Annotated in this window: 26 protein-coding genes and 1 pseudogene; 11 read left to right on the forward strand and 16 right to left on the reverse strand. The window is 64.4% G+C overall.

Annotated features, from left to right (window positions below):
- Positions 1-6 precede the first annotated feature (6 nt).
- Both RHPLAN_RS17240 and RHPLAN_RS17245 read left to right on the forward strand, forming a co-directional pair.
- Positions 7-339, forward strand: coding sequence for a rhodanese-like domain-containing protein (locus RHPLAN_RS17240; RefSeq protein ID WP_068020201.1), 333 nt, complete (start codon positions 7-9; stop codon positions 337-339).
- 29 nt (positions 340-368) lie between these two features.
- The gene (locus tag RHPLAN_RS17245; protein ID WP_068020203.1) at positions 369-1,478 is read left to right on the forward strand and encodes a polyamine ABC transporter substrate-binding protein; all 1,110 of its coding nucleotides are present in this window, start codon (positions 369-371) and stop codon (positions 1,476-1,478) included.
- Between the two features lie 205 nt (positions 1,479-1,683).
- Here the strand turns inward: RHPLAN_RS17245 and RHPLAN_RS17250 are convergent, their stop codons facing one another.
- A complete protein-coding gene (locus RHPLAN_RS17250; RefSeq protein WP_084246553.1) occupies positions 1,684-3,381 on the reverse strand; it encodes an asparaginase domain-containing protein in 1,698 nt (565 codons plus the stop codon).
- Between the two features lie 194 nt (positions 3,382-3,575).
- Between RHPLAN_RS17250 and RHPLAN_RS17255 the strand changes: the two genes are divergently transcribed.
- Positions 3,576-4,910 carry an LLM class flavin-dependent oxidoreductase gene (locus RHPLAN_RS17255; protein WP_068020204.1) on the forward strand — a complete coding sequence of 445 codons (1,335 nt, stop codon included), beginning with the start codon at positions 3,576-3,578 and terminating at the stop codon, positions 4,908-4,910.
- Positions 4,907-5,884 (forward strand): Bug family tripartite tricarboxylate transporter substrate binding protein, encoded by a 978-nt coding sequence (locus RHPLAN_RS17260; RefSeq protein ID WP_237180168.1) that lies wholly within the window; start codon positions 4,907-4,909, stop codon positions 5,882-5,884. Before RHPLAN_RS17255 ends, RHPLAN_RS17260 begins: the two co-directional genes overlap by 4 nt.
- Before the next feature lie 28 nt (positions 5,885-5,912).
- Here RHPLAN_RS17260 and RHPLAN_RS17265 read toward each other — a convergent pair whose 3' ends face one another.
- The 8 genes from RHPLAN_RS17265 to RHPLAN_RS17300 form a co-directional block, all read right to left on the reverse strand.
- Positions 5,913-6,878: a Bug family tripartite tricarboxylate transporter substrate binding protein gene (locus RHPLAN_RS17265; protein ID WP_068020205.1), complete on the reverse strand. Its 966-nt coding sequence runs from the start codon at positions 6,876-6,878 to the stop codon at positions 5,913-5,915.
- A 24-nt stretch (positions 6,879-6,902) separates the two neighbouring features.
- On the reverse strand, positions 6,903-7,889 hold the full coding sequence (locus tag RHPLAN_RS17270) for a DODA-type extradiol aromatic ring-opening family dioxygenase (protein WP_068020206.1): 987 nt from the start codon (positions 7,887-7,889) through the stop codon (positions 6,903-6,905).
- Positions 7,890-7,972: 83 nt separating this feature from the next.
- Entirely contained in the window at positions 7,973-8,902 is a 930-nt protein-coding gene (locus RHPLAN_RS17275; protein ID WP_237180169.1) for a lipid A biosynthesis lauroyl acyltransferase, read from the reverse strand.
- A gap of 8 nt (positions 8,903-8,910) precedes the next feature.
- Positions 8,911-9,945 carry a zinc-binding dehydrogenase gene (locus tag RHPLAN_RS17280; protein WP_068020213.1) on the reverse strand — a complete coding sequence of 345 codons (1,035 nt, stop codon included), beginning with the start codon at positions 9,943-9,945 and terminating at the stop codon, positions 8,911-8,913.
- Positions 9,942-11,222 carry a beta-ketoacyl-ACP synthase gene (locus tag RHPLAN_RS17285; RefSeq protein ID WP_068020215.1) on the reverse strand — a complete coding sequence of 427 codons (1,281 nt, stop codon included), beginning with the start codon at positions 11,220-11,222 and terminating at the stop codon, positions 9,942-9,944. Before RHPLAN_RS17285 ends, RHPLAN_RS17280 begins: the two co-directional genes overlap by 4 nt.
- A 13-nt stretch (positions 11,223-11,235) precedes the next feature.
- A complete protein-coding gene (locus RHPLAN_RS17290; RefSeq protein WP_068020217.1) occupies positions 11,236-12,432 on the reverse strand; it encodes a beta-ketoacyl-ACP synthase in 1,197 nt (398 codons plus the stop codon).
- Positions 12,425-12,898 (reverse strand): 3-hydroxyacyl-ACP dehydratase FabZ family protein, encoded by a 474-nt coding sequence (locus RHPLAN_RS17295; protein WP_068020218.1) that lies wholly within the window; start codon positions 12,896-12,898, stop codon positions 12,425-12,427. The genes RHPLAN_RS17290 and RHPLAN_RS17295 overlap by 8 nt, the downstream gene beginning before the upstream one ends.
- Positions 12,899-12,931: 33 nt before the next feature.
- Positions 12,932-13,213, reverse strand: coding sequence for an acyl carrier protein (locus tag RHPLAN_RS17300; RefSeq protein ID WP_068020220.1), 282 nt, complete (start codon positions 13,211-13,213; stop codon positions 12,932-12,934).
- A gap of 354 nt (positions 13,214-13,567) precedes the next feature.
- Here RHPLAN_RS17300 and RHPLAN_RS17305 point away from each other — a divergent pair, with 354 nt between their 5' ends.
- Positions 13,568-13,915 (forward strand): septal ring lytic transglycosylase RlpA family protein, encoded by a 348-nt coding sequence (locus RHPLAN_RS17305; protein ID WP_068020222.1) that lies wholly within the window; start codon positions 13,568-13,570, stop codon positions 13,913-13,915.
- A 44-nt stretch (positions 13,916-13,959) separates the two neighbouring features.
- Here the strand turns inward: RHPLAN_RS17305 and RHPLAN_RS17310 are convergent, their stop codons facing one another.
- Positions 13,960-14,271, reverse strand: coding sequence for a hypothetical protein (locus tag RHPLAN_RS17310; protein ID WP_068020224.1), 312 nt, complete (start codon positions 14,269-14,271; stop codon positions 13,960-13,962).
- Positions 14,272-14,443: 172 nt separating this feature from the next.
- On the opposite strand from RHPLAN_RS17310, the gene RHPLAN_RS17315 reads away from it, so the two are divergent.
- Positions 14,444-14,839 carry a hypothetical protein gene (locus RHPLAN_RS17315; RefSeq protein ID WP_157100320.1) on the forward strand — a complete coding sequence of 132 codons (396 nt, stop codon included), beginning with the start codon at positions 14,444-14,446 and terminating at the stop codon, positions 14,837-14,839.
- Between the two features lie 63 nt (positions 14,840-14,902).
- Positions 14,903-15,406, forward strand: coding sequence for a copper chaperone PCu(A)C (locus RHPLAN_RS17320; protein ID WP_068020226.1), 504 nt, complete (start codon positions 14,903-14,905; stop codon positions 15,404-15,406).
- Here the strand turns inward: RHPLAN_RS17320 and RHPLAN_RS17325 are convergent, their stop codons facing one another.
- From RHPLAN_RS17325 to RHPLAN_RS17335, 3 genes are all read right to left on the reverse strand, one after another.
- Positions 15,407-16,822 carry a UbiD family decarboxylase gene (locus RHPLAN_RS17325; RefSeq protein ID WP_068020228.1) on the reverse strand — a complete coding sequence of 472 codons (1,416 nt, stop codon included), beginning with the start codon at positions 16,820-16,822 and terminating at the stop codon, positions 15,407-15,409. It lies immediately after the preceding gene.
- 114 nt (positions 16,823-16,936) lie between these two features.
- Positions 16,937-17,569 carry a DUF4286 family protein gene (locus tag RHPLAN_RS17330; protein ID WP_068020230.1) on the reverse strand — a complete coding sequence of 211 codons (633 nt, stop codon included), beginning with the start codon at positions 17,567-17,569 and terminating at the stop codon, positions 16,937-16,939.
- Positions 17,570-17,576: 7 nt separating this feature from the next.
- A complete protein-coding gene (locus tag RHPLAN_RS17335) occupies positions 17,577-18,191 on the reverse strand; it encodes a carboxymuconolactone decarboxylase family protein (protein WP_068020234.1) in 615 nt (204 codons plus the stop codon).
- Between the two features lie 129 nt (positions 18,192-18,320).
- On the opposite strand from RHPLAN_RS17335, the gene RHPLAN_RS17340 reads away from it, so the two are divergent.
- Together RHPLAN_RS17340 and RHPLAN_RS17345 are read left to right on the forward strand one after the other, a co-directional pair.
- Positions 18,321-19,520, forward strand: coding sequence for an NAD(P)/FAD-dependent oxidoreductase (locus tag RHPLAN_RS17340; RefSeq protein ID WP_068020235.1), 1,200 nt, complete (start codon positions 18,321-18,323; stop codon positions 19,518-19,520).
- Between the two features lie 30 nt (positions 19,521-19,550).
- A complete protein-coding gene (locus RHPLAN_RS17345) occupies positions 19,551-20,693 on the forward strand; it encodes a lactonase family protein (protein ID WP_068020236.1) in 1,143 nt (380 codons plus the stop codon).
- A gap of 18 nt (positions 20,694-20,711) precedes the next feature.
- Here RHPLAN_RS17345 and RHPLAN_RS17350 read toward each other — a convergent pair whose 3' ends face one another.
- Complete coding sequence (locus RHPLAN_RS17350) at positions 20,712-21,518, reverse strand: aspartate dehydrogenase (protein ID WP_068031394.1); 807 nt, start codon at positions 21,516-21,518, stop codon at positions 20,712-20,714.
- Positions 21,519-21,645: 127 nt separating this feature from the next.
- Here RHPLAN_RS17350 and RHPLAN_RS17355 point away from each other — a divergent pair, with 127 nt between their 5' ends.
- Positions 21,646-22,623, forward strand: a complete 978-nt coding sequence (locus RHPLAN_RS17355; protein ID WP_068020237.1) for a Bug family tripartite tricarboxylate transporter substrate binding protein — start codon at positions 21,646-21,648, stop codon at positions 22,621-22,623.
- A gap of 71 nt (positions 22,624-22,694) precedes the next feature.
- Positions 22,695-23,392 (forward strand): annotated as a pseudogene (locus tag RHPLAN_RS17360) (alpha/beta hydrolase family protein).
- Here RHPLAN_RS17360 and purB read toward each other — a convergent pair.
- The gene (gene purB / locus RHPLAN_RS17365; RefSeq protein WP_068020239.1) at positions 23,367-24,674 is read right to left on the reverse strand and encodes an adenylosuccinate lyase; all 1,308 of its coding nucleotides are present in this window, start codon (positions 24,672-24,674) and stop codon (positions 23,367-23,369) included. The pseudogene RHPLAN_RS17360 and the gene purB overlap by 26 nt on opposite strands.
- A 255-nt stretch (positions 24,675-24,929) precedes the next feature.
- The gene (locus tag RHPLAN_RS17370) at positions 24,930-25,904 is read right to left on the reverse strand and encodes a glutathione S-transferase family protein (RefSeq protein ID WP_068020241.1); all 975 of its coding nucleotides are present in this window, start codon (positions 25,902-25,904) and stop codon (positions 24,930-24,932) included.
- Between the last annotated feature and the right edge of the window lie 18 nt (positions 25,905-25,922).

A 25,922-nucleotide genomic window follows, 5' to 3' on the forward strand; every position in this document is an offset into this window, starting at 1 on the left:
TGAGTGATGTCCGAGTTGAGGGATCCGCCGGTTCACGACCTGACGCCCGAGGATGTGGCCAAAGGCTTGGCCGAAGGCACGATGCTGCTGGTCGATGTCCGCGAGTTGAACGAGACGGCGGTGGAGCGCTATCCGGGCGCGGCGATCGTGCCATTGTCGAGCTTCGACCCGTCGCAGATCCCGGATCCGCAGGGCAAAAAGGTCGTGTTTGCCTGCCGCTCCGGCCGCCGTTCGGTCACCGCTTCGCAGGCCGCGCAGGCTGGTGGCCTGCCGTATGACAGCCATCTCGCCGGCGGGATTCTTGCTTGGAAGGCGGCAGGATTGCCGACCGAAAGCTGACACCCTCATTGATGCTTGGGAGATTGCCGATGCTGCGCGCCTTCGCGGTGCCGTTCCTGTCGCTGCTGGCGGCGGGGTTTGCCTCCTCGTCGTTGGCGCAAGAGCGCACCGTGAACGTCTACAACTGGTCGGACTACGTGGAGCCGACCGTGGTGGAGAGTTTCACCAAGGAGACCGGCATCAAGGTCAAGTACGACACCTTCGACGCCAACGAGACGCTGGAGACGAAGCTTCTCGCCGGCAAGTCCGGGTATGACGTGGTGGTGCCGACCGGCTACTTCCTGGAGCGGCAGATCAAGGCCGGCGTGTTCCAAAAGCTCGACAAGAGCAAGCTCACCAACATCGGCAATGTCTGGCCGGACATCGCCAGGCGGCTCGCCACCTACGATCCCGGCAACCAGTACGCCGTCAATTACATGTGGGGCACGGTCGGCATCGGCTACAACATCAAGAAGGCGAAGGAGGTGCTCGGCATCTCCGGACCGATTGGTGATGCGATGGCGAATTGGGACATCGTGTTCAAGCCCGAGCAGCTTGCGAAATTCAAGGGCTGCGGCGTGCACATGCTCGACTCTGCCGACGATGTGTTGCCCGCCGCGCTGCACTATCTTGGCCTCGATCCCAACACCAAGCAGCAGGCCGATCTCGAGAAGGCCGCCGAATTGGTGATGAAGGTCCGGCCAGCGGTCGCCAAATTCCACTCGTCGGAATATCTGAACGCGCTCGCCTCGGGCGAGATCTGCCTGGTGCTCGGCTGGTCGGGCGACGTCAAGCAGGCGCAGAAGCGCGCCGCCGAAGCCAAGGGCGGCACCGAAGTCGGCTATGCGATCCCCAAGGGTGGCGCGCAGATGTTCTTCGACAATTTCGCGATCCCGAAGGATGCGCCTCATACCGCCGAGGCCCATGCCTTCATCGATTACATGCTGCGCGCGGATGTGGCGGCGAAGAATTCAAACTTCCTTGGCTACGCCAACGGCAATCTCGCGAGCCAGAAGCTGATGGACAAGGCGGTGCTCGACGACAAGACCGTCTATCCGGACGAGGCGACGCTTGCGAGCCTCTACGTCGTCACCGCGCGCGACCAGCGCACCACGCGGCTGACCAACCGGCTTTGGACCAAGATCAAGACGGGGCAGTAGAGCTGCTCGTCCCGCTGTCATCGCTTGGCACGGTATTCCTTCCCGGCCTCATGGTGAGGAGCATCGCGAAGCGATGCGTCTCGAACCATGGGGCCGCCTGGATGATGCAGTATCGGGGCCACCCCATCCTTCGAGACGGCGCTTCGCGCCTCCTCAGGATGAGGTGGAGAGGGAGCGGTCTCGCCGCGACAACGGTAAGCCAAATTCAATGCGTATCGAACACCGCCTGATACGCCGCGACCGCCTTGCGGATGGCGTCGAGCTCGGCCTTGGTCGGATTGTCCGGGTCTTTTGCCGGCGGCAGGCTGCCGAACTTGAGCAGGCAGGCCATCAGCAGGAAGCGCGCCTTGTTGGCGGTGAGGTTGGCAGCTGCGATGTGGAAGTCGGTCGGATCGGCAAAGCCCATCGGCGCGCCGCGGCCGGTCATCGCCACCGGAATGCCGCTGAACACGGCTTTCGTGAGCAGCCTGCTGCGCGTGTGTGACGGCGAGCGGCCGTAGGGCACGAGCCCTTGGATCACGAAGCCGGTCAGCAGTCCGAGACTGAGTTTGTGGTCGATCGAGGCGATCAGATCGATCTCCGGCGCGGTGTCGTGGCCGGGGCCCATGGCGGTGTAGCTGCCGTCGTTCGAGATGGTGACCACCGGGATGGCGTCAGGCAGAAGCTTGCCGTCGCCGTCCTTCACGGCGATGTCGACCAGCTCAAGGCCGCTCGCGCCTTTCTTCACCGCCTTCACGCTTTTCGGCAGCGTGGTGATCTTCAGGTCGGATTTGTAGGTGTGCTTGAACAGCGGCAGGTACGTGAGCGCGATGCGCCCGGTGTGGCTGATGTTGCCGACGATGCCGCCATGGCCGCCGGCCGCCACATAGCCGCCGGGGCGAGCGTCGGCCTTGGTGACCTCGCGCGAGGCAAAAACCTGCTGCTCCTGGATGACCACGACGCCGCAGCGGTTCTTGCCGTTCTCGTCGGCCCAGACGCGCGAGCGGATATAGCGTGCCGAGTCCACGATGTTGGCTGGCCCGTCGGCGCTGATCTGGCCTTGCGGCCGCTGCGCGGCGTTGCAGCAGATCGGTTTGTCGGTGTCGATCAGGAGATTGAACCAGTAGGAGCTCTCCTCGACCTGCGGACTACCTTGGGTCCAGATCACGCCTTCGTAGTCGTTGCTTGCGGTCAGCGCCTGCATGTCGTTGGTGGCCTTCGCCAGCGACTGCCGGGGCGGGCCCACGCCAAGGTGATAGGGCTTGTAGCCGAAGTAGTGCGTGCCGCGGACCTCCGGCGGAATGTCGCCTTGGCCTTTGTCGGTGCGCCGCTGCGCCGGCAGGCCCTTGGTGTAGCCGCCCGGCGGCACACCCCGGTAGAAGTCGATGGTGGCGATCGACGACAGCAGGCTTGCGGCGCCCTCGGCACCGATCGCCATGCGGTCGATCTCCTCGAAGCTGCGCGAGCCGTCCGGGAAGAAGCCCTGGCGATGCTTCTGGCCGCCCGGAACGGTGCAGTCGTCGTCCCAGGCCGAGCCGTCGGCCTGCGTGGCCATGTAGGGCAGGGGATAGAGGCCGTCCTCGGGCTTCAGCTCGATCTCGTAAACCGCCTTGTCGCTCGGGCTCTGACGTTCTTTGCGAAACACACCATCCGCGCCCATGTAGCCATCCGGCGGGCCGTAAAGCTCGGCTGCATCAGACTCCAGCGGATGTGCGGAGAACTGCTCGACATAGACCTTGGCCGGCGCGGCAAGCCGCTGCGAGCGCAGCGCGTCGTGCTTGAGCGGCGCGCCGTCGACGTCCTTCAGCAACGGCAGGCCGTGCCTGGCGCGCGCCTTGTTGGAGGTAATCAGCGGCGGCGTGTTCTGGATGGTCGCCGTGGGTCCGGCGAGATGGGCAATGCGGGTCTTGTTGCTCTGGTTCATCGCGCGGCTTCGCTTCGTTGCGGGCGCGCGATGATAGCCCACAACCGGCGTCGTCCTTCAATCGCCGTGGCTGCGCGTTGCCCCGACGCGGATGCATGCCTCATCAGTGCTGCGCGAGCCCTCACGGCTCCGAAGCCCCTCCGCACCGATATTCGGAACCGCTACCATGCTCTGTGCTGGCTGAAGGTGCAGTCATGTCCCGGTCGATCCACTTTGGCGTCTTTCTGCTCGGAACCGGCAATCATACCGCAGGCTGGCGCTATCCCGGCGCGGATCAGACCTTTCTCGACATCAAGGTGCTCCGGCGTGTCGCGGCCATCGCCGAGCGGGGGCTGTTCGACTTCCTGTTCATGGGCGACGGTCTCGCCGCCAATCTGCGCAACCATCCGCCCTACACCTGCCGCCTGGAGCCGATGACCATGCTCTCGGCGCTGTCGATGACGACGACGCATGTTGGTCTCGCCGCGACGATGTCGACGACCTACAGCGACCCCTACACCGTGGCGCGTGTTTTCGCGTCGCTGGATCACATCAGCGGCGGCCGGGCGGCCTGGAACGCCGTCACCACCGCGGCGTCCGCTTCCGGCGGCAACTTCGGCCGCGTGCATCCGGATCATGAGCAGCGTTACGAGATCGCGGAAGAATTCATCAACGTGGTGCGCGGCCTGTGGGACTGCTGGAGCGATCAGGCCATCATTGCCGATCGTGCGACCGGCCGGTTCTTCGACGAGAGCGAGGTCAAGCCGCTCAACCATCAGGGTCCGCGCTTTTCCGTGAAGGGTCCGATCAACATGGGCCGCTGTCCGCAGGGCCAGCCTCTGGTGCTCCAGGCCGGCGGCTCCGAGCGAGGCTTGAATCTCGCGGCCCGCACCGCCGATGTGGTGTTCTCGGTGGTGCAGGATTTCGAGGAGGCACGCACCGCTTATGCGGGCCTCAAGGAGCGCGTTCGCCGCTTCGGCCGCGATCCGGACAGCGTGACGATCCTGCCGGGGGTCATGCCGATCATCGGCAAGACCGACTCCGCGGCGCGCGACGCGCTCAACACACTGCAAGGCTATGTCGACTCGAAAGAGGGATTGGCGATGCTGTCATCGCGGTTGGGCACGGACATCTCCAAATACCCTCTCGACGGGCCGATCCCGGATCTTCCGGCTCCGGACACATCACACGGGTTCGCCCGCGCGCTGCTCGCCAAGGGCAAGCGCGATAACCTGTCGCTCCGCGACCTCTACAACCTCACCGCCGCGGCGCGCGGACATTGGGTGCTTTGCGGCTCGGTCCAGACCATCGCGGACACGCTGGAGAAGTGGTTCCTGGAAGGCGCGGCGGACGGGTTCAATGTCATGCCGGCCTATTTCCCGGGTGCGTTCGACGACTTTGTCGATCTGGTCGTTCCGGAGCTGCAACGGCGGGGCCTGCACCGCAAAGCCTACACGGGCACGACGCTGCGCGATCACCTCGGGCTGTCGCGTCCCGCGATTGGCGAGTACTCGAGGCTGATGCAACAATCGAAAGCCGCCGCCTCATGACCGCGATGTCCAGCATTGTTCTGCGCCTCACCACCGCGGTGGTCTTGGCTTGCGCAATCGCGCAATCGTCCTTGGCGCTCGATTATCCGACAAAACCGGTTCGCCTGATCGTTGGCGTCGCGGCCGGAGGGGCCAACGACACCGTCGCCCGCATGGTGGCGCAGGCGCTGACCGATCGACTCGGCCAGCCCGTCGTTGTCGAGAATCGACCGGGAGCCGGCGGCAACATCGGCCTCGAGGCCGTCGCCAATGCGGTGCCGGATGGCCACACGCTGCTCTTTGTCACGTCGGCGAACGCGCTCAGTGCCGCGTTCTATAGTACGGCGAACGTCAATTTCGCCCGCGACATTGCGCCGGTGGCGAGCCTCGTTCGCGGTGCGCTCATCATGGAGGTCAACCCGTCGTTCCCGGCCAAGACTATCCCTGAATTCATTGCCTATGCCAAAGCCAATCCTGGCAAGATCAACATGGCGTCGGCGGGCATCGGCAATACGACCCATGTGTCCGGCGAACTTTTCATGATGTTGACCGGCACCAAGTTCACCCATGTGCCCTATCGCGGCGGAGCGCCTGCGGTGGCCGATCTGATCGGCGGACAGGTGCAGCTCTACTTCGACGGAATATCGGCTTCCCTCGAGCATGTCCGGTCGGGAAAACTGCACGCATTGGGCGTGACGACCGCGCAGCGTTCGGATGTGCTGCCGGACGTCCCGGCCATCGCCGAGTTCGTACCGGGCTACGAGGCGGCCGGCTGGTACGGGATTGGTGTCCCCAAAAATGTATCCGCCGAGATCGTCGACAAGCTCAACAAAGAAATCAACGCGAGCCTCGCCGATCCAAAATTGAAGACGCGATTGGCCGACCTCGGCTACGCGACGTCCGGTGGCTCACCTGCCGAGTTCCAAAACATGATCGCGCAGGAAATCGATAAATGGGCGAAGGTGATCAAGTTTGCCGGCATCAGACCTGATTGAGGCGGAGCCCTCCGTCTCGCTGTAGCTTTCAATTGTCGATCTTGATGGAGGCAGCCTTGGCCACGCTCCGCCACTGTTCGAGGTCTTTGACGACAAAATCCCGGTAGGCGTCGCCGATCAGCGGGTCGAGCTCGAAGCCGAGCTCCCTGAATCGGTCGGTGAAGGCTTTGTCCTTCATCACCTCGTCCAGCGCGTTGCGGAGCCGCGCGACGATGGCTGGCGGCGTGCGCGCTGGCGCCAACAACCCGTAGGCCACGATCGCCGAAACCTTCAGCCCGCTCTCCTCCAGCGTCGGCACGTCCGGCATCACACGCGAGCGCTGCTTGCTGGTGACGGCGAGCACCCGCAGCGCTTTGCTTTCGACAAGTGGCTTGACCTGCACCGGTGTGATCGGCCCGACATCGACGGTGCCGGCGATCAACGCGTTGGCCATAGGGCCGAGGCCCACATACGGCACGTGCTGCATCTTGATGCCGGCCGCTTTCTCGATCAGCGCCATGACGAGGTGAGGCAGGCTGCCGACGCCGGCGCTGCCGTAATTCAACTTGCCCGGATTGGCCTTGGCGTAGGCCACGAACTCGGCCATCGAGGCAAACGGCCCTTTGGGGTGGACAGCGACCGTATAGGGCTGATGCGCGATGCTGCCGATGAAGGCGAAGTCGTCGGGGATGGCGTAGGGAGCGGCTTTGACCGCAGGCAGCACCGAGAGACCGTCGGTGACACACCAGAGCAGCGTGTAGCCGTCGGGCTCAGCCTTCGCGACGAGGTCGGTGCCGAGCAGCGCCGCGGCCCCGGGCTTGTTTTCGATGTAGAGTTGCTGGCCGAGCCGTTTGTTCAATTCCTGCGCGACAAGGCGCCCGGTCAGATCAGTGCCGGCTCCGGCGGCAAAGGGAATGACCACCCGAACGGGTTTGGCCGGATAGTCCTGCGCCTCCACAGGTCCCGCACCGAGCAGCAATCCCGCCAGCGCCGCGGCCGCGATCTGCCTCCGCATCGAAGCCTCCCCGATTCAGCCCATTCAATGCCAGTGCGCAAAGCACAGCCCGACGCCGGTCAGCGCGCGCGAGCGATACCCGGGCACATACGAGATCCAATCGAGCTCGAGGTCCTGCACTGCAGCGGCAACCGCGATCCAGTTGCGGATTTCGGAGGAGCCGCTGAGCAGTTTCTTCGGTGGCAGTGCTTTCAAGGTGGCATGGTCCTTCCGCCGCAACGCTTCGATCACCTCGCGATCGAGCGCCTCGTTGACCAGGAAGTGGCTGAGCCCGCCGGACGCCATGATGCCGACCCGCAGATCATCCGGAAAACCGTCGATCAATTTGCGGATCGCGGTGCCGAGATCGAAGCAGCGCGTGGGACTCGGCTGATTGGGCGGATAATAGGTGTTGAGGATGATCGGCACGATCGGGATCGGCCCGTTCGGCATGAAACGCCGGTGGATGAACGAATAGGCGTGGCCTTCGAACTGCTCGCCTTTCAGCGATTTCATCGCCGTGATGTCGAAGCCCCGGTCGCTCAGCCCGGCGGCAATGTGGGTGCCGAGGCCGGCATGGCAGGGGTAGAAGCGCTCGTGCTTGTCCTCCATGCGCTTGCGCTGATCCTGGAGGTACCAGCTGTCGGTGGGCTCGGCGGGCGCCGGTGCATTGCGGATGCTGTCGCCGTAGTAAACCGCGATCGCAGGCCTGCACTCGTCGCCGAAAATCTCGCGCTGATCGTCGCCGACGATGACCAGCACATCGAGCTTCGCCGTTGCAATGGCGGTCTGCAGGCGGTCCATGGCGTCCATGGTCTGCCGATGGCGTTCCGCTTGCGCCGCGGCGCTGATCTTCTCCGCTGCACTGGCTGGCGTGGACTTCAGCAACTCTTCGAACGAGCGCGGCTTGCCTTCGAAGTCATAAATGGGCGCGCGGCAATCGACGTGATCGAACATGCCCTGCCAGTTCTCGCGTGAAGAGACCAGCATGGTGCTGTGCGATGTACCGAATGCGGCGACGACCCGAGCCATACGACCTCCCATAAGCCGCGCTGTTGGACCGCGCGTGCATGTCGGGATCGTAGGGGCCTGACCGAATCAGTCAATCCGCGGCGTCAGACTTCGCGCCAGCGGCGGTGCAGCCACAACCACTGCTCGGGGTGCTCGCGCACCCAGCCCTCGATCACGCTGGTGATGACCTGCATGGTGCCGTCGACATCGATCCGGCCTTCGGCATCGCGCTTGGGCTCGATCGCTTCGGTGACGAGCACTTGCAGTCGTCCGTCGGGGTGGCGCACCGAGCGGATGCCATGGATCGGGCATTCGAAGTGGCGGGCGAGCCGCGCGATGGTCTGGTTGGCGAGGGTCTTTCGGCCAAAGAACATCACCGGCACACCGGGCCCGTACCACTGGTCGACCAGCATCGCGACATGCGAGCCGCGCTTGAGCGCATCGGCAAGCTTCACCGGCGCGTCCATGGTGGTCGGCAGCAGCGTGCCCATGCAGCTCGCGCGCATTTCGACGACTTCGTCGGCAACGGCTTTCACATTGGGCCGGCGATAAAGCACCGTGGTGTCGAGGCCGTACATCCGCGCAGCGATCGCGGGCAGCTCCCAGTTGCCGACATGGGCGGCAAACACCAGCGCAGGCTTGCCGTCGTCGCGCAGCCGGATTGCGATTTTCTCGCTGTCGTCGGAGCGCATGATGCGGCCCGCGCCTTGCAGCCGGTCGTAGTCCCAAAGCTGATCGATGTGGGCGAATTCGGCGACGACACGGCCGAGATTATCCCAGGCGCCGCGCAAGATGCGTTCGATTTCGTCGGACGACTTTTCCGGGAAGGCTGCGGTCAATTGGGCGCGGCCGATGCGGTGCTCGCGAAGGAGAGGGCCCAAGGTGCGCAACAGCGCGCCCGAGGCTCTCGACATCACACTGAGCGGAAGGAGGTGCGCCGCGCGCAGCACGTGCACACCGAGGAAGCCGATCAGCGCGTTGTTGAAACGCCGCCAGCGGATCGCAAGCTTGAGCTTGGTTGCGCGGAGATCCACGCCGATGCCTAGAAGGTCACGACGATCTTGCCGAACACCTGGCGGCTTTCCAGCCGTGCGATGCCGCGCTCCAGATCGGCGAGCCCGATTTCGGTGTCGATCACCGGCAGCATGCCGCCCGCCATCTTGTCGAGGCTCTCGCGGATGTTCTTCATCGAGGCGCCGAACGAACCGAAAATCTTGTACTGCTGCTGGAAGAGCTGCATCAGATTGAAGGTGATGCTCGGCCCCGCAGTCGAGCCGCAGGTGACGAGGCGGCCGCCGCGCTTGAGCACGAGCAGCGACTCGTTGAAGCCTTCGCCGCCGACATGCTCGAACACCACGTCGACGCCCTTTTTGTTGGTGAGCTTGCGCGTGATCGTTGCAAAGCGCTCGGTGCGATAGTTGATGACGTGATCGGCGCCCAGCGCCTTGGCCTTGGCGGCCTTCTCGTCGTCGCCCACAGTGGTGATCACGGTGCAGCCGATGGCCTTGGCCATCTTGATCGCGACAGTACCGATGCCCGAGCCGCCAGCCTGCACTAGAATGGTTTCGCCGGGCTCGAGCTTGGCGTTGTCGAACAGCATGTGCTGCACGGTCGAGAACGCGATCGGCGCGCAGGACGCGTCGCGGAGCGACACGCCCTTGGGCACCGGCATGACGAGGCGCGCCGGCATGTTCAGCCGGTCGCGCGCGAAGCCGTCGACATGGAAGCCCATGATGCCGCCGACGTTTTCGCAGAGGTTGTCGCGGCCCTCGCGGCAGGCCTTGCAGGTGCCGCAGGTGAGCGCGCCGTACATCACCACCGGATCGCCGGCCTTGAAGCCGCTGACGCCGGCACCCACGGCCGTGATCTCGCCCGACGCCTCGACACCCACGACCTGCGGCATCTTCCGCTTGGCGAAGGCCATGCCGCGGAAGCCCCAGAGATCGAGGTGATTGAGCGCGACCGCTTTGGTGGCGATCTGCACTTCGCCCGCGGCCGGCGGCGGCGGGGCAGGGATCGCGGTCAGTTCGAGCTTGCGGTCTCCAAGAAGCTGGAGCGCGCGGACGGTCTCGGTCACGCGGGCTCCAGTCCCATCACCAGCGAGACATTCTGCCCGCCGAAGCCGAACGAGCTCGAGATCACGTGCCGCACCTTGCCGGCGCGGGCCTGGTTCGGCACGACGTCGAGCGGGATGCTGGGATCGGGCACTTGATAGTTGATGGTCGGCGGCAACATCTGGTGCTGCAGGGTCAGCAGCGAGAACACCGCCTCGACCGCGCCCGCGGCCGACAGCGTGTGGCCGATCATCGATTTGTTGGACGACATCGGGATCGACTTGGCGCGTTCGCCAAACACGGCCATCACGCCGATCGCTTCCATCTTGTCGTTTTCGGGCGTGCCGGTGCCGTGCGGGTTGATGTAGTCGATGTCGTCAGGCGACAGTCCCGCGTCTGCGAGCGCGTTGCGGATGCAGCCGATGATCGGCTTGCCGTCCGGGCTCGAGCGGGTGCGGTGGAAGCTGTCGGCCATCTCGCCGCAGCCTTCCATCACGCCAAGGATCGTCGCGCCGCGGGCGCGCGCCGACTCGAGGCTCTCCAGCACCACCGCGCCGGCGCCTTCGGCCATCACGAAGCCGTCGCGATTCTTCGAGAAGGGTTTCGCTGCCTGCTCGGGCGGGTCCATCGAGGTGGACAGCGCTGAGAGCAGCGAGAAGCGGATGAGCGATTCCTGATTGATGGAGCCGTCGGAGCCGATGCAGAGCGCCGAGCTCGCTTCGCCGCGACGGATCGCCTCGACGCCAAGCTGGATCGCGGTCGCACCGGATGCGCAGGCGGTCGACAGCGAGATCGGCGAGCCCTTGGTGCCGTACTTGTCGGCCAGGTTGTTGGCGACCGAGCCGAACATGAAACGCTGGTGATGCGCCGGGAAGGCGCCGCTCGCCGCGGTGCGGATCAGGTCGCCATAGCTGACATTGGCGTTGGCGCCCGACTTGGCCGCGACCTCACGGCGCTGCGTCCATTCGATCTCGATCGGCGGCACCGCGATGAACAGCGGGCCGGGGAAATCGCCGAGCGTGCCCACGCCCGATTGCGCCACCGCTTCCTCGGCCGCCATGTCGGCCATCCGTTCGGACAGTTCGGGCGCCGATAGCGGATTGGCCGGCACGAAGTCGACGCAGCCTGCGAACTTGGTCTTCAAGCCGTCGGTGGCAAAGCGGCTGATGCTCTTGATGCCGGACCTGCCGGCGGTGAGGCTCTTCCAGTTGTCGACCAAGCCCGCGCCGAGCGAGGTCACGACGCCCATGCCCGTGACGACCACGATCGGACGGCCGGCGCTGTCATGGTTGGACGGCATACCCGTTCTCCCCTCAGGGCGCCTCGACTAGCGCCAGACCCTCACCACGCCAGTGACCGATGGATGTCACCACCGCCTGTGTCAGCGGCGCTTCCATCGCGCGTTCGACGCCTGAATCGTCGCCCGGCGGATAGAGGCTACCACGGCTGACCGCAATTGCGGCGAGCGCCACGTTCATCGGGAACTGCGGCTCGAAAGCATGTCCGAGATAGGTACCGGTGGCGCGGACGGCAATGTCCTTGTGCTCCGCGAGGAAAGCACGTTCCTCGGCTGTGGCGGCGGCGACACCGGATGCTCCCGAAATCACCGCAGCCTTGCCGGGCGTAAGCTTGCCGCTGATCTTGCCCCACAGCTTGCCAAGCGACGCGCCGATGTCGCCGGGCTGGCGGCGGGTCCGGTCGGACAGCACGGCGCTGAGCTTGGCGATGCGCCTGGCGCCGCGTGCATCGGCGTGGGCGCGGGATTCGATCACCAGGAACGCGCCGAGCGAAGCCAGCGCCAGACCCTTGTGGGCCTCGCGCTTCCAGACCGGCGCGAACTGATCTTTCAGGGCAAAGCCGCCGAACTCGTAGAGCATCAGCAGATCCGGGCGCTCGGCATTGTGGCTGCCGCCGACCAGCGCGATGTCGCTCTGGCCTGCGACAATGCGCGAATGCGCGATGCGCACCGCGTCGACGCCCGCCGACTCTTCGCCCATGAAGGTGCGCGACGAGCCGATCACGCCGTGCACGATCGAGATGTTGCCGGCGAGCAGGTTCGAGAGCTGCGCCAGGAACAGAGTGGGGCGCAGGTCGCTCATCAGCCGTTCGTTGAGGAAGGCCTCCGGCTTCTCGGCAGTCGGCAGGCCCGACAGGATCGCGGTGTCGGCGTTGATGTCGCGCTCGCCGCCGCCGGCGGCGACGATCATGTCGGTGCGCGAGAGAATCTCGGTGTTGCCCTTGATGCCGGCGGAGTCGAGCGCGAGGCCGGCCGCATAGGTGCCGATGCGCTGCCAGGGCTCCATCTGGCGTTGGTCGCCCTTCTTCGGGATCTGCTTGTCGAAGTCGAGCGCGCCGATCTTGTGAATAATGTAGGGTGGGTAGGTGGTGGAGTCTGCCGCGGGCTTGCCGGAGCTGAGCCCCTGCCAATGCGCATCCGGTCCCTCGCCGAGGCAAGAGACGATACCGATGCCGGTGATCCAGGCCTCGCGCGCCGTGCTGTTGTCAGCCATTCGCCGGAACCTCCAGTTGGAATCCGATGCGCTTGGCGACAGCGTGCATGTTCTCCAGGAATTCGCCCTTCGGGAAATCCACGATGCGGAAGGTGATGTCCGCGTTGCACACGGTCTTGCCGTCGACCGCGACCTCGGCTTCGGTCATCGCGAAGCCTGAGCCTTCATGCATGATCTTGGCCGACACCGTGAGCGCTTGGCCGGGCGTCACGAAGGTGCGAAGCTTGGCTTCCTTGACGGCGGCGAGGAACGGCATCTTGTCAAAGCGGTTGCGCGCGATCAGCAGCCAGCCCGATGCTTGCGCCATGGATTCGATCAGCAGTACGCCCGGCATCAGCGGCCGTCCCGGAAAATGACCTTCGAAGATCGTGCTCTCGGTCGGGACGTTGGCTTCGACGCGGATCGTCAGGTCGGTCAGATTGAGGTCGATGATCCGATCGATGAGCTGAAAATACTCGAGCCGCATTGGTCCAAAATCACCTGCAAGTCGCTTGAGTGCTTACTTGGCCTTGGCGGCGACCAACTCGTCGATGCGGGAGCAGAGGTTATTCAGCACGAAGTACTGCTCGGTGGAAGCCTTGCCCTCGTTGACCTCCTGCGTCCACTGCTCGAGCGGCAGCTTGATGCCGAAGGCCTTGTCGATGGCGAAGGCGATATCGAGAAAGTCCAAGCTGTCGATGCCGAGATCGTCGATGGCGTGGCTCTCCGGTTTGATGGTGTCCCGCGGGATATCGCACGTCTCGGCAATGATATTGGCCACGGTCTCGAACGTCGAAGGCATCGGTAAGTCCCTGAATGGTCACAAGTTATTATCGTCGCGTCGGATTTGACGCGGCGCCGGGACCAAAGGTCCTTCCGCCCCGGATTTCCCCACGGATGAGCCGAGTGCCCGTATAGCGAACGAAGCCTTTGAGTTCAATGGCGACGGCCCGTCCCGCGGATTGCGCACAGGCCTGTTTTTTCGGGTGATTTTTTCTCAGGCGCAGTGCGGAACCGGTTTCAGGGCCAGGACGTTGGGGACGCGGCGATCCGGATCGCCAGCCTTGTTGACTCCACCACCAATGGTTGCCGTCATTTTCTCGCCACACTATCCATGTGGAAGGCGCCATCCCCAACATCGCTGGAGTTGTTTTGAATGGTCGTAAGATCGTTGGTCGCCACTTGCTTTTTGTGCCTCACGCTTGCCGGACCCGCCGCGACGGATGCCTTCGCGGAAACCGGCATCGCTTCGATCTATGGCTATAACGGCGGCAAGACCGCGAGCGGTGAGCGGGCCAATCCCCGTCGATTGACGGCCGCCCACAAGAGCCTGCCCTTCGGCACGATGGTGAAGGTGACCAACAAGAAGAACGGCCGAACCGTCATGGTTCGGATCAACGACCGCGGGCCGTTTATCCGGGGACGTGTCATCGATCTGACGCCGGCGGCGGCAAGCCAGCTCGGCTTTTCGGGCCTCGCACCGGTGACGGTCAGCGCCCGGTGATGCAGGGAGGCGAGCGCGGTCAAAGCGCGCCGCGCCACCTCTGCTCAACGCTCGATCTGGATCGGAATCGGTGCGCAGTTCTTGCGCCCTGACAGGACGCAATCCTGGTCTCTCTGGATGTGCGCCATCACTTCGGCGATCCAGATGCCGCCGACAACCAACAAAACCGTCACGGCAAATCCGAGACCGTTCATCAGCATGCGATGCCGGAAGTCGTCTGCGTCGTCCCGTGGCTGCTCGAATTTGCTGAGGTCAGGCACCAATGGCGGCCGCGGCAGCTTGCGCGTAGATAACGCGCCGCGCGGGCGGAATTGCAGGATCTCTGCTTGGTGCTCGATGGGGTCGGTCCCGGCCACGGCATTGCCCTTCGCCTGACGTGGACATAATACCACAAGAGTCTCAAGGCAACTTGGCGGCAGCCGATCCGCTCGCATGGCGGGCTTTCCTGACAGAGCGTGCTGATAACTGCTGTCCAGCAGATTACAGCCACATTACGGATGCGCTTCTGGGTTGCGTCTGACGCGTTGTATGGACGGCGCCCGCAGCCGAGCCTATAGATTGCGCATGGAGTGGGGCCGGATTCTAAGAATCGCGATCGCGCTCTCGGCGGCCTACGCCGTGGCGCTGCAAGCGCTGTTTTTGTCCTTCATTCCGGTACCGGCCGCGGCGCTGACAGATTCGAGTCTGGTGCTATGCGCCTATCAAGACGCCGACGGCACCGGACATCCGGAGCAGCATCAGGTCCCTTGCGTCGCGATCTGTGCCGCTATGGGGCATGGGATCAGTGGCGCTGTCCCGCCGCTGGTGACCGAGTTTCTCGTCCCGAACCTGATTGCGACGGCCGTCGAACCGTTCGCGTATTGGGTGGTGCCGGTGCTTGTCGAAGGGCGCCCGCAGAACTCGCGCGGCCCTCCGCTCATCTGAATTTCAACCGCAATCGCTAGTCCGCGCGCACGGGCGCGCATCATCCTATTGGAGTAAAGCCTCATGAAATCCGCACTGTCGGCCGTCACGCTGGCCATCTCTCTGGCCCTCGCCGCATCGGCGGCCTCTGCCCACGAATACAAAGCCGGTTCGATCGAGATCAAACATCCCTGGTCGCGCGCCACGCCCAAGGGCGCGACGGTGGCCGGCGGCTACATGAAGCTCACCAACACCGGCGCGACACCGGACCGCCTGATCGGCGGTTCGACTGAGATTGCCGGCAAATTCGAAATCCACGAGATGTCGATGGACAATGGCGTGATGAAGATGCGGCCGCTGGTCGACGGCGTCGAGATCAAGCCGGGCGAAACCGTCGAGTTCAAGCCCGGCGGCTACCACCTGATGTTCGTCGGGATCACGCAGCCCGTCGCGCAGGGCAAGCGCGTCAAGGGCACGCTCGAATTCGAGAAGGCCGGCAAGGTCGATGTCGAATACGCGATCGAGCCGATCGGCGGCACACCCAAGGGCGAAGACGCCGGCCATGGCGGCATGCACATGAACCACTGACTACGACGACGAACCGCGGTAGCCCGGGATGAAGTCGGCCATGTTGATCGACTGATATCCGGGCACCGCGATCTCGTCCGGGTAGTTGGCCTTTCGGGTGGCATCGATCCCCATCTTGGTGACGAGGTTCGAGCCGCCGGCCGGATCGTACGAGGCCGGATCGAGCGGCGAGCCCTTGGCGTAGGGCACCATGAAGGTGTCGGTATCGGCGCGCACGCGCGTCGCGATCGCGTGCCACACATCTGTATCGCTGTTGATGTCGACGTCGTGGTCGACCACCACGACGAACTTCAGGAACGGATCGGCGACGAAGGCCGCCATGGCGGCGAGCTTGGCTTCGCCCTCCTGCATCTTCTCGAGAGCAATGTAGCAGATGAAGCGGAAGCGCCCGGAACGGGGCACGTTTACGCCGCGTACGGTGGGGCAGGCAATTTTCACCGTGTCCTCGATGAAGCTCGTGCGGATCAGGCCGGACAGCAGAAGATTGTCGGCGTGGCCGACGAAGGCGTTCTGATAGAGCGGGTTCTTGCGCCGCGTGATCGCCTTGATCTCCAGCACCGGATTCATGCGCTGCGGCCCGTAGGTGCCGGGATATTCGCCGAACGGCGCTTCCAGCCGGCGCTCGACGGGACGGATCTCGCATTCCAGCACCATTTCGGCATTGGCCGGCACGTCGAGCGGAATGGTCTTGCAGCGCACGAGCGGCACCGCCTGCTGCAACATGCCGCCCGCGATCTTGATCTCGTCGGAGTCGAGCGTCGAGAAGCAGAGACTGCCGATGAAGAACGCCGGATGGTGCCCGATCACGATCGCGACAGGACAAGGCAACCCGCGCTTCTCGTATTTCTTCCAGATGATGTTGCCGTCGGCGGTTTCGGAAAGCTGTACGCCGAGCAGGTTCTTGTCGTGCACCATATGGCGGTAGATGCCGACGTTGTTGATGCCGGTTTCCGGATCGCGCATCACCGCGAGTCCCGCGGTGATGTACTTGCCGGCATCCTTCTCGTGATAGGTGCAGATCGGCATGTCCTCGACGTTGACGTCCTTGCCGAGGAAGACCTCCTCATGCACCGGCGCTTCCGTGACCATCACGGGATCGACCGGATTGGCCTGGCGTGCCGCGCATTCCTTGACGAACGCCTTGACGTCGCCGCTCTCCATGCCGAGCGCCAGGCGCAGCCGCTCGAAGCTCGCATGCATGTTCGCGACGAGCGGCATGGTCGAGCCTTTGACGTTCTCGAAGATCACCAGCGGAAATTTGCCGTCACGCTCCAGCCGCTCGATGATGCCGGAGACGCCGAATTTCGGATCGACTTCCTTTGTGATCCGCACCACCTGCTCGGGATGCTCCTTTTCGAGAAACTCGATGAAGCCGCGCAGGTCGGGCGTGTAGGGGGAGTTCGACGGAAAGCTCATCAGTTGGTCTCGGTTTACGTTTCTTCGGTGCCGGGCAGGCGCGCAAACATAGCCTCCCGGGATGTGCTTGGCTGCATCCAAAGACGGGCAGGGCTGCGCACGGATTGCAGAGCGCTACGGCAGGCTCGTGAAGATCAGCCGGAAGACGCCCTGGCGCAGCGGCACAACGGTGTCGCGCGGGAGACCGAGGCATTCGTCGGCTTGCAGGCCTGCGACATTCTGCTCGGATGTGGCTTCGACCAGCAGCACGAAAGGCAGCGCCAGATCGTCCGGCCGGGTCGGCTTGGCGCTGGTCTTGGCCGCGGCATCGAGCCTCAGAAGGTGCGCGGCCACGATGCCGTCGCGCTGGACCAGCCGAGCGATGGCCTCTCCGCTCGTTGACATGTGCGGCGCGTCGAAACCGATCGCCGCGAGCACCGCGCCTTCGCCATAATCCGCGCGCGCGACGACCGACAGGATTGTCTTCGAGGCATTGCCGAACTGCGGCACGAAATGCCTGCTCTCGGAATCGAGATTGTCCAGCAGTGCGCGGTACGGCAGCGTCGTGAGCGCTGCCGCCGATGCGAGATCATACAGCGCGATGAACTTCGGTCCGCCGCTGAGCGCCGCAAACCGCCGCGCCCGGAGGAAGCCGGGCAGGCCCGGCACCCGCTCCGGGATGTGGCGGCGGTTGTACCATTCGTGAAAGGCAGCCTCGTCGCTGCCGCGATAGTCGTTCCAGAGCAGCAGCGCGCTTTCGCCGCGCATTCGCGCCTTACGGCTCCTTGAACGGCAGCGGCATCTCGGCCGGAATCTCGGCACGGAACACGTTGAGCGTCATCGAGATCAGCGCGTAGTAGCCGCAGATGCCGACGAGCTCGACCATGCCGGCGTCGCCGAACAGGCCGTGCAGCTTCTTGTAGGTTTTGTCGCTGACGCGGCGGGTCTTGTAGAGCTCTTTCACGAAATCGAGGATGGCGAGCTCATCCTTCTTCGCGGACTTCGGCGTGCGGCCGGCTTGGATCGCCTTGATGGTCTCGGGGCTGACGCCGGCCTTCTCGGCTTGCGGCGCATGCGCCACCCACTCGTAATGCGCCTTCCACAAGTGCGCGGTGGCAAGGATCGCGGTCTCCGATTGCCGCGGCGACAGCGAGGTCTTATAGCGCACGTGAGCGCCGACCGCTTGGGCGAGCATGCCGAGGTCGGGCGCATTCAGCCAAATCTGGAACGGACCGGTGAGCTTCTTGCGGATGCCGCGGGGGCCCGAATAGATCGCGTCGCGCAGCGATTTCTGCACGGCGCTCATCTGCTCGTCGCCGATTTCCGTGAGCCGGTAGCTCGGGCGCTTGGCAGCCTTGGTTGCCTTCTTGGCAGCACGCTTCTTGGCCATAGTTCGAGTCTCTTGGGGTTTCCAGAAATTGAATTCGTTGGCTGCCGGGGAGGGCAGCGGCAGGGAGCGGCCTTTGTAACACGACGGTGACGGCTTGCTCCAGGACCGTTCGCGTTGGACAGTGTCCAGATGACAAGCGGTGTTCTTATTCTCGGGGCGGGGCAGGCTGCGGCGCAGCTTGCCATCAGCCTGCGTCAGGACGGCTATGGCGCGCCGATCCGCATGGTCGGCGACGAGCCGTACGCGCCCTACCAGCGGCCGCCATTGTCCAAGGCCTATCTGAAGGAGAAAGCGTCGATCGAGACGCTGCACCTGCGGGCCGAGCATTATTGGGCCGACCATCAGGTGGCGCTGGAGCTTGGCGTGCCGGTCAAGGCGGTCGAACTCGCCGGCAAGCAGGCCACGCTCGGCGATGGTCGGAGCTTCTCCTACGACACGCTGGTGTTTGCGACCGGTACGCGGGCACGGGATCTGCCGCTGCCGGGCATCAAGCTCGATGGCGTGTTCTCGCTGCGCAAGATCGACGATGTGCGGCGGCTGCGCCCGGCGCTCGATAACGCGCGGCGCATCGTCATCATCGGGGCGGGCTATATCGGGCTCGAGGTTGCAGCCGTGCTGCGCCAGGAGGGGCGTGAGGCGACCGTGGTCGAGGCCGAGGCGCGGGTGATGAAGCGCGTCGCTGGCGAGGAGGTCTCGGCCTATTTCGACAAGCTGCACCGCTCGCGTGGCGTCGAGATCCGGCTGGGCGCAAGGCTTGCGGCGATCGAAGGCGAGGGCCGCGCCAGCGGCGTGGCGCTCACGTCGGGTGAGAAAATCCCCGCCGATCTGGTGCTGGTTGCGACCGGCGCGCGCGCCAATGACGATCTCGCCGTCGCTGCCGGACTTCCCTGCGAAGACGGTATTCTGGTCGATGACTTTGCCCGGGTGGCGCCCGACGTCTATGCGATCGGCGATTGCGCGCGTTTCGTCTCGCACCGCTATGGACGCAAGATCCGCCTGGAATGCGTACAGAACGCCGTCGACCAGGCCAAAGCAGCAGCGGCTTCGATCATCGGCAAGCCCGTGCCTTACGATCCGGTGCCGTGGTTCTGGTCGGATCAGTACGAAACCAAGCTCCAGATCACCGGCTTGCTCGATGGCTACGACGCGAGCGAGACGGTAGGCAATCCGACCGAGAACAAATTCTCGGTCGAGTACAAGAAGGCCGGCAAGCTGATCGCGGTCGACGCCATCAACGATGGCCGCGCCCACATGCTCGGCCGTCGTCGGATCGCGGCGGATCTGCCGGAACGAAGCGGCCTGCTTCAAAGCGGAAGCGCGCGGGAGTAGGGTTGTCGATCGATCAGGGAGTGGCACTCCGTGAAAGCGCAGTTTCTTAAAGCGCAGGTCTTTGCAATCATGATGTCACTCGACGTCAGCTCATCCGTCACCGCAGGCACGTTCGTCTACGTTTCCAATGCCGACGATGGCGACATCGGGATTTACGCGGCCCAGGCGGATGGATCATTGAAGCCGGGACAGCGTTTCAAGGCGGCGAAGCTGGTCATGCCGATGGCCGTCAGTCCGGACAAGCGTTTCCTGATCGCCGCGGCCCGCTCGAAGCCGTACCAGGCCCACAGCTTTAGCATCGACAAGGCCTCCGGGGCGCTCAACCCCGTCGGCGCTGGACCTTTGGCGGAAAGCTATCCGTACATCACGTTCGATCGAACCGGACGGTTTCTGCTTGGTGCGTCCTATGGCGCCCATCAGGTCGGTGTGAATCCGGTTGGCGCGGACGGCAAGGTCGGCGAGCCCATCCAGGTGATCCCGACGGCGCGAAATGCGCACTCGATCCGCATCGACAACACCAACCGCTTCGTGTTCGTGCCGCATCTTGGCACCGATCAGGTGTTCCAGTTCGTCTTCGACGAGACGACCGGACGGTTGACGGCCAACACCCCGCCGGTCCTTCAGCTCAAGCAGGGCACCGGGCCGCGCCACATCGTCGTTTCCGCGGATAACCGCTTCGCCTACCTGCTCAGCGAGATGGTCGGCACGGTGACGACGCTGGCGCTTGACGCCAGCACCGGCGCGCTCAAGGAGATCGATTCCGTGTCGGTCTTGCCGGCGGACACCAAGCTTGGCCCCGGCTTGCCGCGCGGCGCCGTCGGTGCGCCCGGCGCGCCGCAACGGAACACCGACAACGACATCTGGGCGTCCGATCTGCATCTGACGCCGAACGGCCGCTTTCTCTACGCCGCGGAGCGTACGTCGAGCACGATTGCGGCCTTCCGCGTCGATCAAGCGAGCGGCAAGCTCACCTATCTGGGCAGCACGCCGACCGAGAAGCAGCCCCGCGGATTCAACATCGATCCCGCCGGCCGCTTTGTCGTCGTGTCCGGTGAACTGTCGGACATGATCGCATCCTACGCGATCGACGCCGACACGGGTGTGCTGAAGCCTGTTGGACGCTATCCGACGGGCAAGGGCTCGAACTGGGTCGAAATCGTCGCGTTCGAATGAGTTTCCTTCGACGTCGGATCAGGTCCCGACCGCCAGCGGCGCGTGCATCTTGCGCAGCATCGCGAGCACCGACAGCGCGACATTCTTGCCGGTCTTGGGATTTTCCGACGGGATGTTCTCGATCGACAGCGTGAAGCGCGCGCTGTCGGAGTCGACCTCGATGGTATGGCAGTTCCGCGTCATCGCCGGATCGGCATAGATGTCGATCATGGTGCGGTCCGGGCCGATGCCGGCCAGCGACAGCGCCGCCGCAACGTTTACGTTGGCCGGGAAGCCCGCCGCGGCCTCGCGCGCGGTGCCACTGAACACCAGCTTCGCGGTGTTCAGCCCCTCGACCGAGATGTTGTTCTTGACGAGATGGGGCGCACCGACGAGCCCGATCGGCGGCTTGCGGGTCGTCATCTTCACCGAGTGGATGGTGCCCTCAGCCGCGGCCGCGACCGCATCGAGCCCGAGCAATGCGCCGGTCGGCACGATGATGCGGCCGCCCTTGGCCTTGGCCAGATCGATCAGGTCCTGCCGTGGCAAAAGCGCGCCGCAGGACAGCACCATGACCTGCTTGCCGACTTCGAGCATGGGCCGGCAGATGCGCTCGATCAGCGCGGCTGGCGCACATTCGACCGCGAGGTCAGCATGCTTGGGGAACTCTTCGAGCTCGACCACGGGGCAGTCGATCTTCTGTTCGTTGAGCCAGGTTCTCGCCTTGTCGGCGTTTCCGGTGGCGATGCAGGCGAGTGACAGGCCGGGGAGGCCGTCGGTGAGGCGACGCGCCACAGCGCGTCCGATGGCGCCAAGGCCGGCGATGGCGATACGGGTCTGATTCATGGGGGTACTTATGCCGAAGGCCGCGCCGTGCGGCAACGTTAGCCATTCCGCCAGCTTGACCGAGAGTTGCATCTAGACCATGTCTCGGCCAGGACCCTCTACCAAAAACGTCAGATGGGAGACGCTCATGGCACTGAAACTGATGGGCTTGGCTGTGGCCGGCCTAGTCGCGCTGACCGGCAGCGCATCCGCACAAAACTATCCGACCCGCCCGGTCACCATGGTTATCCCGTTCGCGGCCGGCGGCCCGACCGACGTGCTCGGCCGGGTGATGGCGGCGAAAATGAGCGATCCGCTGGGCCAGCAGGTGGTCGTTGAGAACGTCACCGGCGCGGGCGGTCAGACCGGCTCCAAGCGCGTCACCGATGCGCAGCCCGACGGCTACAACATCCTGATCGGTACGGTCGGCACCCACGCCCAATCGCAGACGCTCTACAAGAAGCCGCTGTACAACGCGTCGACCGATTTCGCGCCGGTCGGCCTGATCGCGCAGGTGCCGATCATGCTGGTCGCGCGCAAGGATCTGCCGGTCAAGGACTTCAAGGAGTTCGTCGCCTACGCCAAGGCGAACCAGTCGAAGATGCAGTTCGGCTCCGCCGGCGCAGGCTCGGCGACGCATCTCGGTTGCGTGCTGCTCAACTACATCATCGGCGTCGACATCACCCACGTGCCGTATCGGGGCACCGGACCGGCGCTGCAGGATCTCGCCGGCGGACGTATCGACTATGTCTGCGAGATCGTCACCACGGCCAAACCGCAGGTCGACGGCGGCACGATCAAGGGGCTGGCGATGTTGGACACCAAACGCTCCAAGGCGCTGCCGGACATCCCGACCGCGGCAGAGCAAGGCACCAAGGATCTTGTCGCCTACACCTGGAACGCGATCTTCATGCCGAAGAACACGCCGGACGCCATCGTGAAGAAGGTCAACAGCGCGATGGTCGAGGCGATGCATTCCGAGGTCGTGAAGGACAAGCTCGGCGCCCTCGGGGCAGAGATCGTGCCGGACAATCAGACCTCGCCGGAGTATCTGGCCAAGCTCGTCAAGGACGAGACCGAGAAGTGGGCGAAGCCGATCAAGGCCAGCGGCGTTTCGGTCGATTGAGGCCGGCAAAATTGTTGGGTTGCACGGGCGGGCGCTGCGGCGCCCGCCCAAATTTTTTGTAAGATGGTCCGATGTCAGCACCCGCAGCGAAGCGCGCCACAATCGATGCCGGCAAGGCCGGCAAGGTCAGCGCGTTGTTGAACGCGCCAGGTAACGCCAGCGCCTGCTATGTTTTCGCCCACGGCGCAGGCGCCGGCATGTCGCACAAGTTCATGGAGGCCGCAGCCGCGGGTCTCGCCGAGCGCGGCATCGCGACGCTTCGCTACCAGTTCGCCTACATGGAGAAGGGCGGAAAGCGCCCCGATCCGCCGGCGCTCGCTCATGCGGTGGTCCGCGCCGCGGTCGCTTACGCAGCGGAACGCCTGCCTGGCCTTCCGCTGATTGCGGGTGGCAAGTCCTTCGGTGGCCGGATGACGTCGCAGGCCCAGGCGGCGGAGCCGCTGCCCGGTGTCCGCGGCTTGGCGTTTTCGGCTTTCCGCTGCACGCCGCAGGCAAACCCTCGGCAGACCGGGGCGAGCATCTAAAGCAGATCGATATCCCGATGCTGTTCCTGCAAGGCGACAAGGACAAACTCGCCGAGCTTTCGCTGCTGAAGCCTGTGGTGAAAAGCCTCGGCAAGCGCGCCACGCTGTGCCTCTTGCCGGACGCTGACCACTCGTTTCATGTCCCGGCGCGTTCGGGCCGCAACGATGCCGATACCTTGGCAACGGCGCTCGACGCGTTCGCGGCGTGGTGCAAGCCGATCAGTTCTTCCCGAACACGCGCTTGAAGATCGTATCGACGTGCTTGAGGTGATAGCCGAGGTCGAAGCTGGCCTCGAGCTCTTTGGCGCTCAGCGCCTTGCGCACCGCGGGATCGCTCTTGAGCAGCGTCAGGAAATCGCCTTTGCCCTGCCAGACCTGCATCGCGTGCGTCTGCACGGTCTTGTAGGCGTCCTCGCGCGACATGCCGGCCTTGGTCAGCGCGATAAGTACGCGCTGTGAGTGAACGAGACCACCGAGCCGGTCGAGGTTCTTCTGCATGTTGGCGGGATAGACCATGAGCTTGTCGATCAGGCCGGTGAGGCGCCCCAGCGCGAAGTCGAGCGTCACCGTCGCGTCGGGTCCGATCATCCGTTCGACCGAGGAGTGCGAGATGTCGCGTTCGTGCCAGAGCGCGACATTCTCCATCGCCGGGTTGACGTAAGCGCGCACCATGCGGGCGAGACCGGTGAGGTTCTCCGACAGCACCGGATTGCGCTTGTGCGGCATCGCCGAAGAGCCCTTCTGGCCTTCGGAGAAGAACTCCTCGGCTTCGAGTACTTCGGTGCGCTGCAGATGGCGGACCTCTATGGCGAGACGTTCGATGGATGAGGCGACGACGCCGAGCGTGGCAAAGAACATCGCGTGACGGTCGCGCGGGATCACCTGGGTCGAGATCGGCTCGACTTTGAGGCCCATCGCCTTGGCGACATGAGCTTCGACCCGCGGGTCGACCTGGGCGAAGGTGCCAACCGCGCCCGAGATGGCGCAGGTCGCGACCTCCTTGCGGGCCGCGACCAGGCGTTCGCGGGCGCGCGTGAACTCCGCGTAAGCGACCGCGAGCTTGACGCCGAAGGTGGTCGGCTCGGCATGGATGCCGTGCGAGCGGCCGACGGTCGGCGTCTTCTTGTGCTCGAAGGCGCGGCGCTTTAGCGCCGCCAGAAGCTTGTCGACGTCGTCGATCAGGATGTCGGCGGCGCGCGTGAGTTGCACGTTGAGGCAGGTGTCGAGCACGTCCGACGACGTCATCCCGGAGTGCACGAAGCGCGCCTCGGGGCCGACGATCTCGGCCAGGTGTGTCAGGAAGGCGATGACGTCGTGCTTGGTGACGCGCTCGATCTCATCAATGCGCTCGACGTTGAACTTGGCATTCTTGCCCTTGGCCCAGATCTTCTTGGCCGCAGCCTTTGGCACCATGCCGAGCTTGGCCATGGCGTCGGCCGCATGCGCTTCGATCTCGAACCAGATGCGAAACCGCGTCTCCGGCGACCAGATCGCAACCATGTCGGGACGGGAATAGCGCGGGATCATCGAGGCCTCAGGGCGGTGGGGATACGTGTCTGTATCAGACCCTGAGACCGCAATTGCAAGCCGGAATGGTGGAAAACTAGTGCTGCCGAGCGAGCGGCAATCACCCTCTCCCCCCTCGCATTCGCTCGGGACCCTCTCCCGCTTCGCGGGCGAGGGGACCTGTCCGCCAAGCCGGCTCGTGCGGCTCTTGTCCCCTCTCCCGCTTGCGGGAGAGGATGGCGAGCGAATGCGAGCCGGGAGAGGGCGTGCTTTGCGTTACGCCGCCAACCTTGCCCGATCATGCGGCTGGCCGAGATCGACCGGTGTGCCCTTCGGGATGATCAGCGTCGGGTTCACCTTGGGGATCGAGTAGTAGTTGATCACGTAGTAGCGCGGCGTCACGGTCCCGGCCACGCCCGGCACCTGATAGAGCTCGCGCATGTAGTTCGACAGGTTCGGATAGTCGGCGATGCGCTGGCGGTTGCACTTAAAGATCGAGAAATAGGCGACGTCGAAGCGCACCAGCGTGGGGAACAGCCGCCAGTCGGCCTCAGTGATCTGCGAGCCGACGAGATAGCGGTGTTTCGACAGCCGCTCTTCGAGCCAATCGAGCGTCGAGAACAGCCCGTCATAGGCCTCCTCGTAAGCCGCCTGAGACTTGGCGAAGCCTGCGCGGTACACGCCGTTGTTGACGTTGTGATAGACGCGTTCGTTCACTGCATCGATCTCGGCGCGGAGCTTCTCCGGGTAGTAGTCCGCGCGGTCGCCAGTGATGGCGTTGAACTCGGTGTTGAGCATCCGGATGATCTCGGACGACTCGTTGTTGACGATAGTCTTGGTCTTCTTGTCCCACAGCGTCGGCACCGTGACCTTGCCGGTGTAGTCCGGCTTCGCGGCCGTATAGGCCTGGTGCAGATATTCGAAGCCGTTGACCTTGTCGGGGATACAGTCGGGATAGCGCGGGTCGTCGCCGAATTGCCAGCCCTGCTGCTTGAGGCCCGGGATCGAGTAGGCGACCGAGATCAGGCCGTCGAGCTTCTTCAGCGCCCGGTAGATCAGCGTGCGGTGTGCCCAGGGGCAGCCGTGCGCCACGTAAAGATGATAGCGACCGGGCTCGGCCTTGAAGCCCGACGAGCCGTCAGCCGTGATGCGGTCGCGGAAGGAGCTGTCGGCGCGCTTGAACTGTCCTGTGGCGCTGGTCTCCTGCGGCAGTTCGCCGTCGGACCATTTGCCGTCGATCAACACGCCCATGACCTATCCCTCACATTC

Source organism: Rhodoplanes sp. Z2-YC6860 (genome assembly GCF_001579845.1).
Lineage (GTDB): Bacteria > Pseudomonadota > Alphaproteobacteria > Rhizobiales > Xanthobacteraceae > Z2-YC6860.

Coding starts and splice junctions, on each gene's coding strand:
- RHPLAN_RS17240 (WP_068020201.1), top strand. CDS start 7: ATGTCCGAGTTGAGGGATCCGCCGGTTCACGACCTGACGCCCGAGGAT.
- RHPLAN_RS17245 (WP_068020203.1), top strand. CDS start 369: ATGCTGCGCGCCTTCGCGGTGCCGTTCCTGTCGCTGCTGGCGGCGGGG.
- RHPLAN_RS17250 (WP_084246553.1), bottom strand. CDS start 3,381: ATGAACCAGAGCAACAAGACCCGCATTGCCCATCTCGCCGGACCCACG.
- RHPLAN_RS17255 (WP_068020204.1), top strand. CDS start 3,576: ATGTCCCGGTCGATCCACTTTGGCGTCTTTCTGCTCGGAACCGGCAAT.
- RHPLAN_RS17260 (WP_237180168.1), top strand. CDS start 4,907: ATGACCGCGATGTCCAGCATTGTTCTGCGCCTCACCACCGCGGTGGTC.
- RHPLAN_RS17265 (WP_068020205.1), bottom strand. CDS start 6,878: ATGCGGAGGCAGATCGCGGCCGCGGCGCTGGCGGGATTGCTGCTCGGT.
- RHPLAN_RS17270 (WP_068020206.1), bottom strand. CDS start 7,889: ATGGCTCGGGTCGTCGCCGCATTCGGTACATCGCACAGCACCATGCTG.
- RHPLAN_RS17285 (WP_068020215.1), bottom strand. CDS start 11,222: ATGCCGTCCAACCATGACAGCGCCGGCCGTCCGATCGTGGTCGTCACG.
- RHPLAN_RS17290 (WP_068020217.1), bottom strand. CDS start 12,432: ATGGCTGACAACAGCACGGCGCGCGAGGCCTGGATCACCGGCATCGGT.
- RHPLAN_RS17295 (WP_068020218.1), bottom strand. CDS start 12,898: ATGCGGCTCGAGTATTTTCAGCTCATCGATCGGATCATCGACCTCAAT.
- RHPLAN_RS17300 (WP_068020220.1), bottom strand. CDS start 13,213: ATGCCTTCGACGTTCGAGACCGTGGCCAATATCATTGCCGAGACGTGC.
- RHPLAN_RS17305 (WP_068020222.1), top strand. CDS start 13,568: ATGGTCGTAAGATCGTTGGTCGCCACTTGCTTTTTGTGCCTCACGCTT.
- RHPLAN_RS17315 (WP_157100320.1), top strand. CDS start 14,444: ATGGACGGCGCCCGCAGCCGAGCCTATAGATTGCGCATGGAGTGGGGC.
- RHPLAN_RS17320 (WP_068020226.1), top strand. CDS start 14,903: ATGAAATCCGCACTGTCGGCCGTCACGCTGGCCATCTCTCTGGCCCTC.
- RHPLAN_RS17325 (WP_068020228.1), bottom strand. CDS start 16,822: ATGAGCTTTCCGTCGAACTCCCCCTACACGCCCGACCTGCGCGGCTTC.
- RHPLAN_RS17330 (WP_068020230.1), bottom strand. CDS start 17,569: ATGCGCGGCGAAAGCGCGCTGCTGCTCTGGAACGACTATCGCGGCAGC.
- RHPLAN_RS17335 (WP_068020234.1), bottom strand. CDS start 18,191: ATGGCCAAGAAGCGTGCTGCCAAGAAGGCAACCAAGGCTGCCAAGCGC.
- RHPLAN_RS17340 (WP_068020235.1), top strand. CDS start 18,321: ATGACAAGCGGTGTTCTTATTCTCGGGGCGGGGCAGGCTGCGGCGCAG.
- RHPLAN_RS17350 (WP_068031394.1), bottom strand. CDS start 21,518: ATGAATCAGACCCGTATCGCCATCGCCGGCCTTGGCGCCATCGGACGC.
- RHPLAN_RS17355 (WP_068020237.1), top strand. CDS start 21,646: ATGGCACTGAAACTGATGGGCTTGGCTGTGGCCGGCCTAGTCGCGCTG.
- purB (WP_068020239.1), bottom strand. CDS start 24,674: ATGATCCCGCGCTATTCCCGTCCCGACATGGTTGCGATCTGGTCGCCG.
- RHPLAN_RS17370 (WP_068020241.1), bottom strand. CDS start 25,904: ATGGGCGTGTTGATCGACGGCAAATGGTCCGACGGCGAACTGCCGCAG.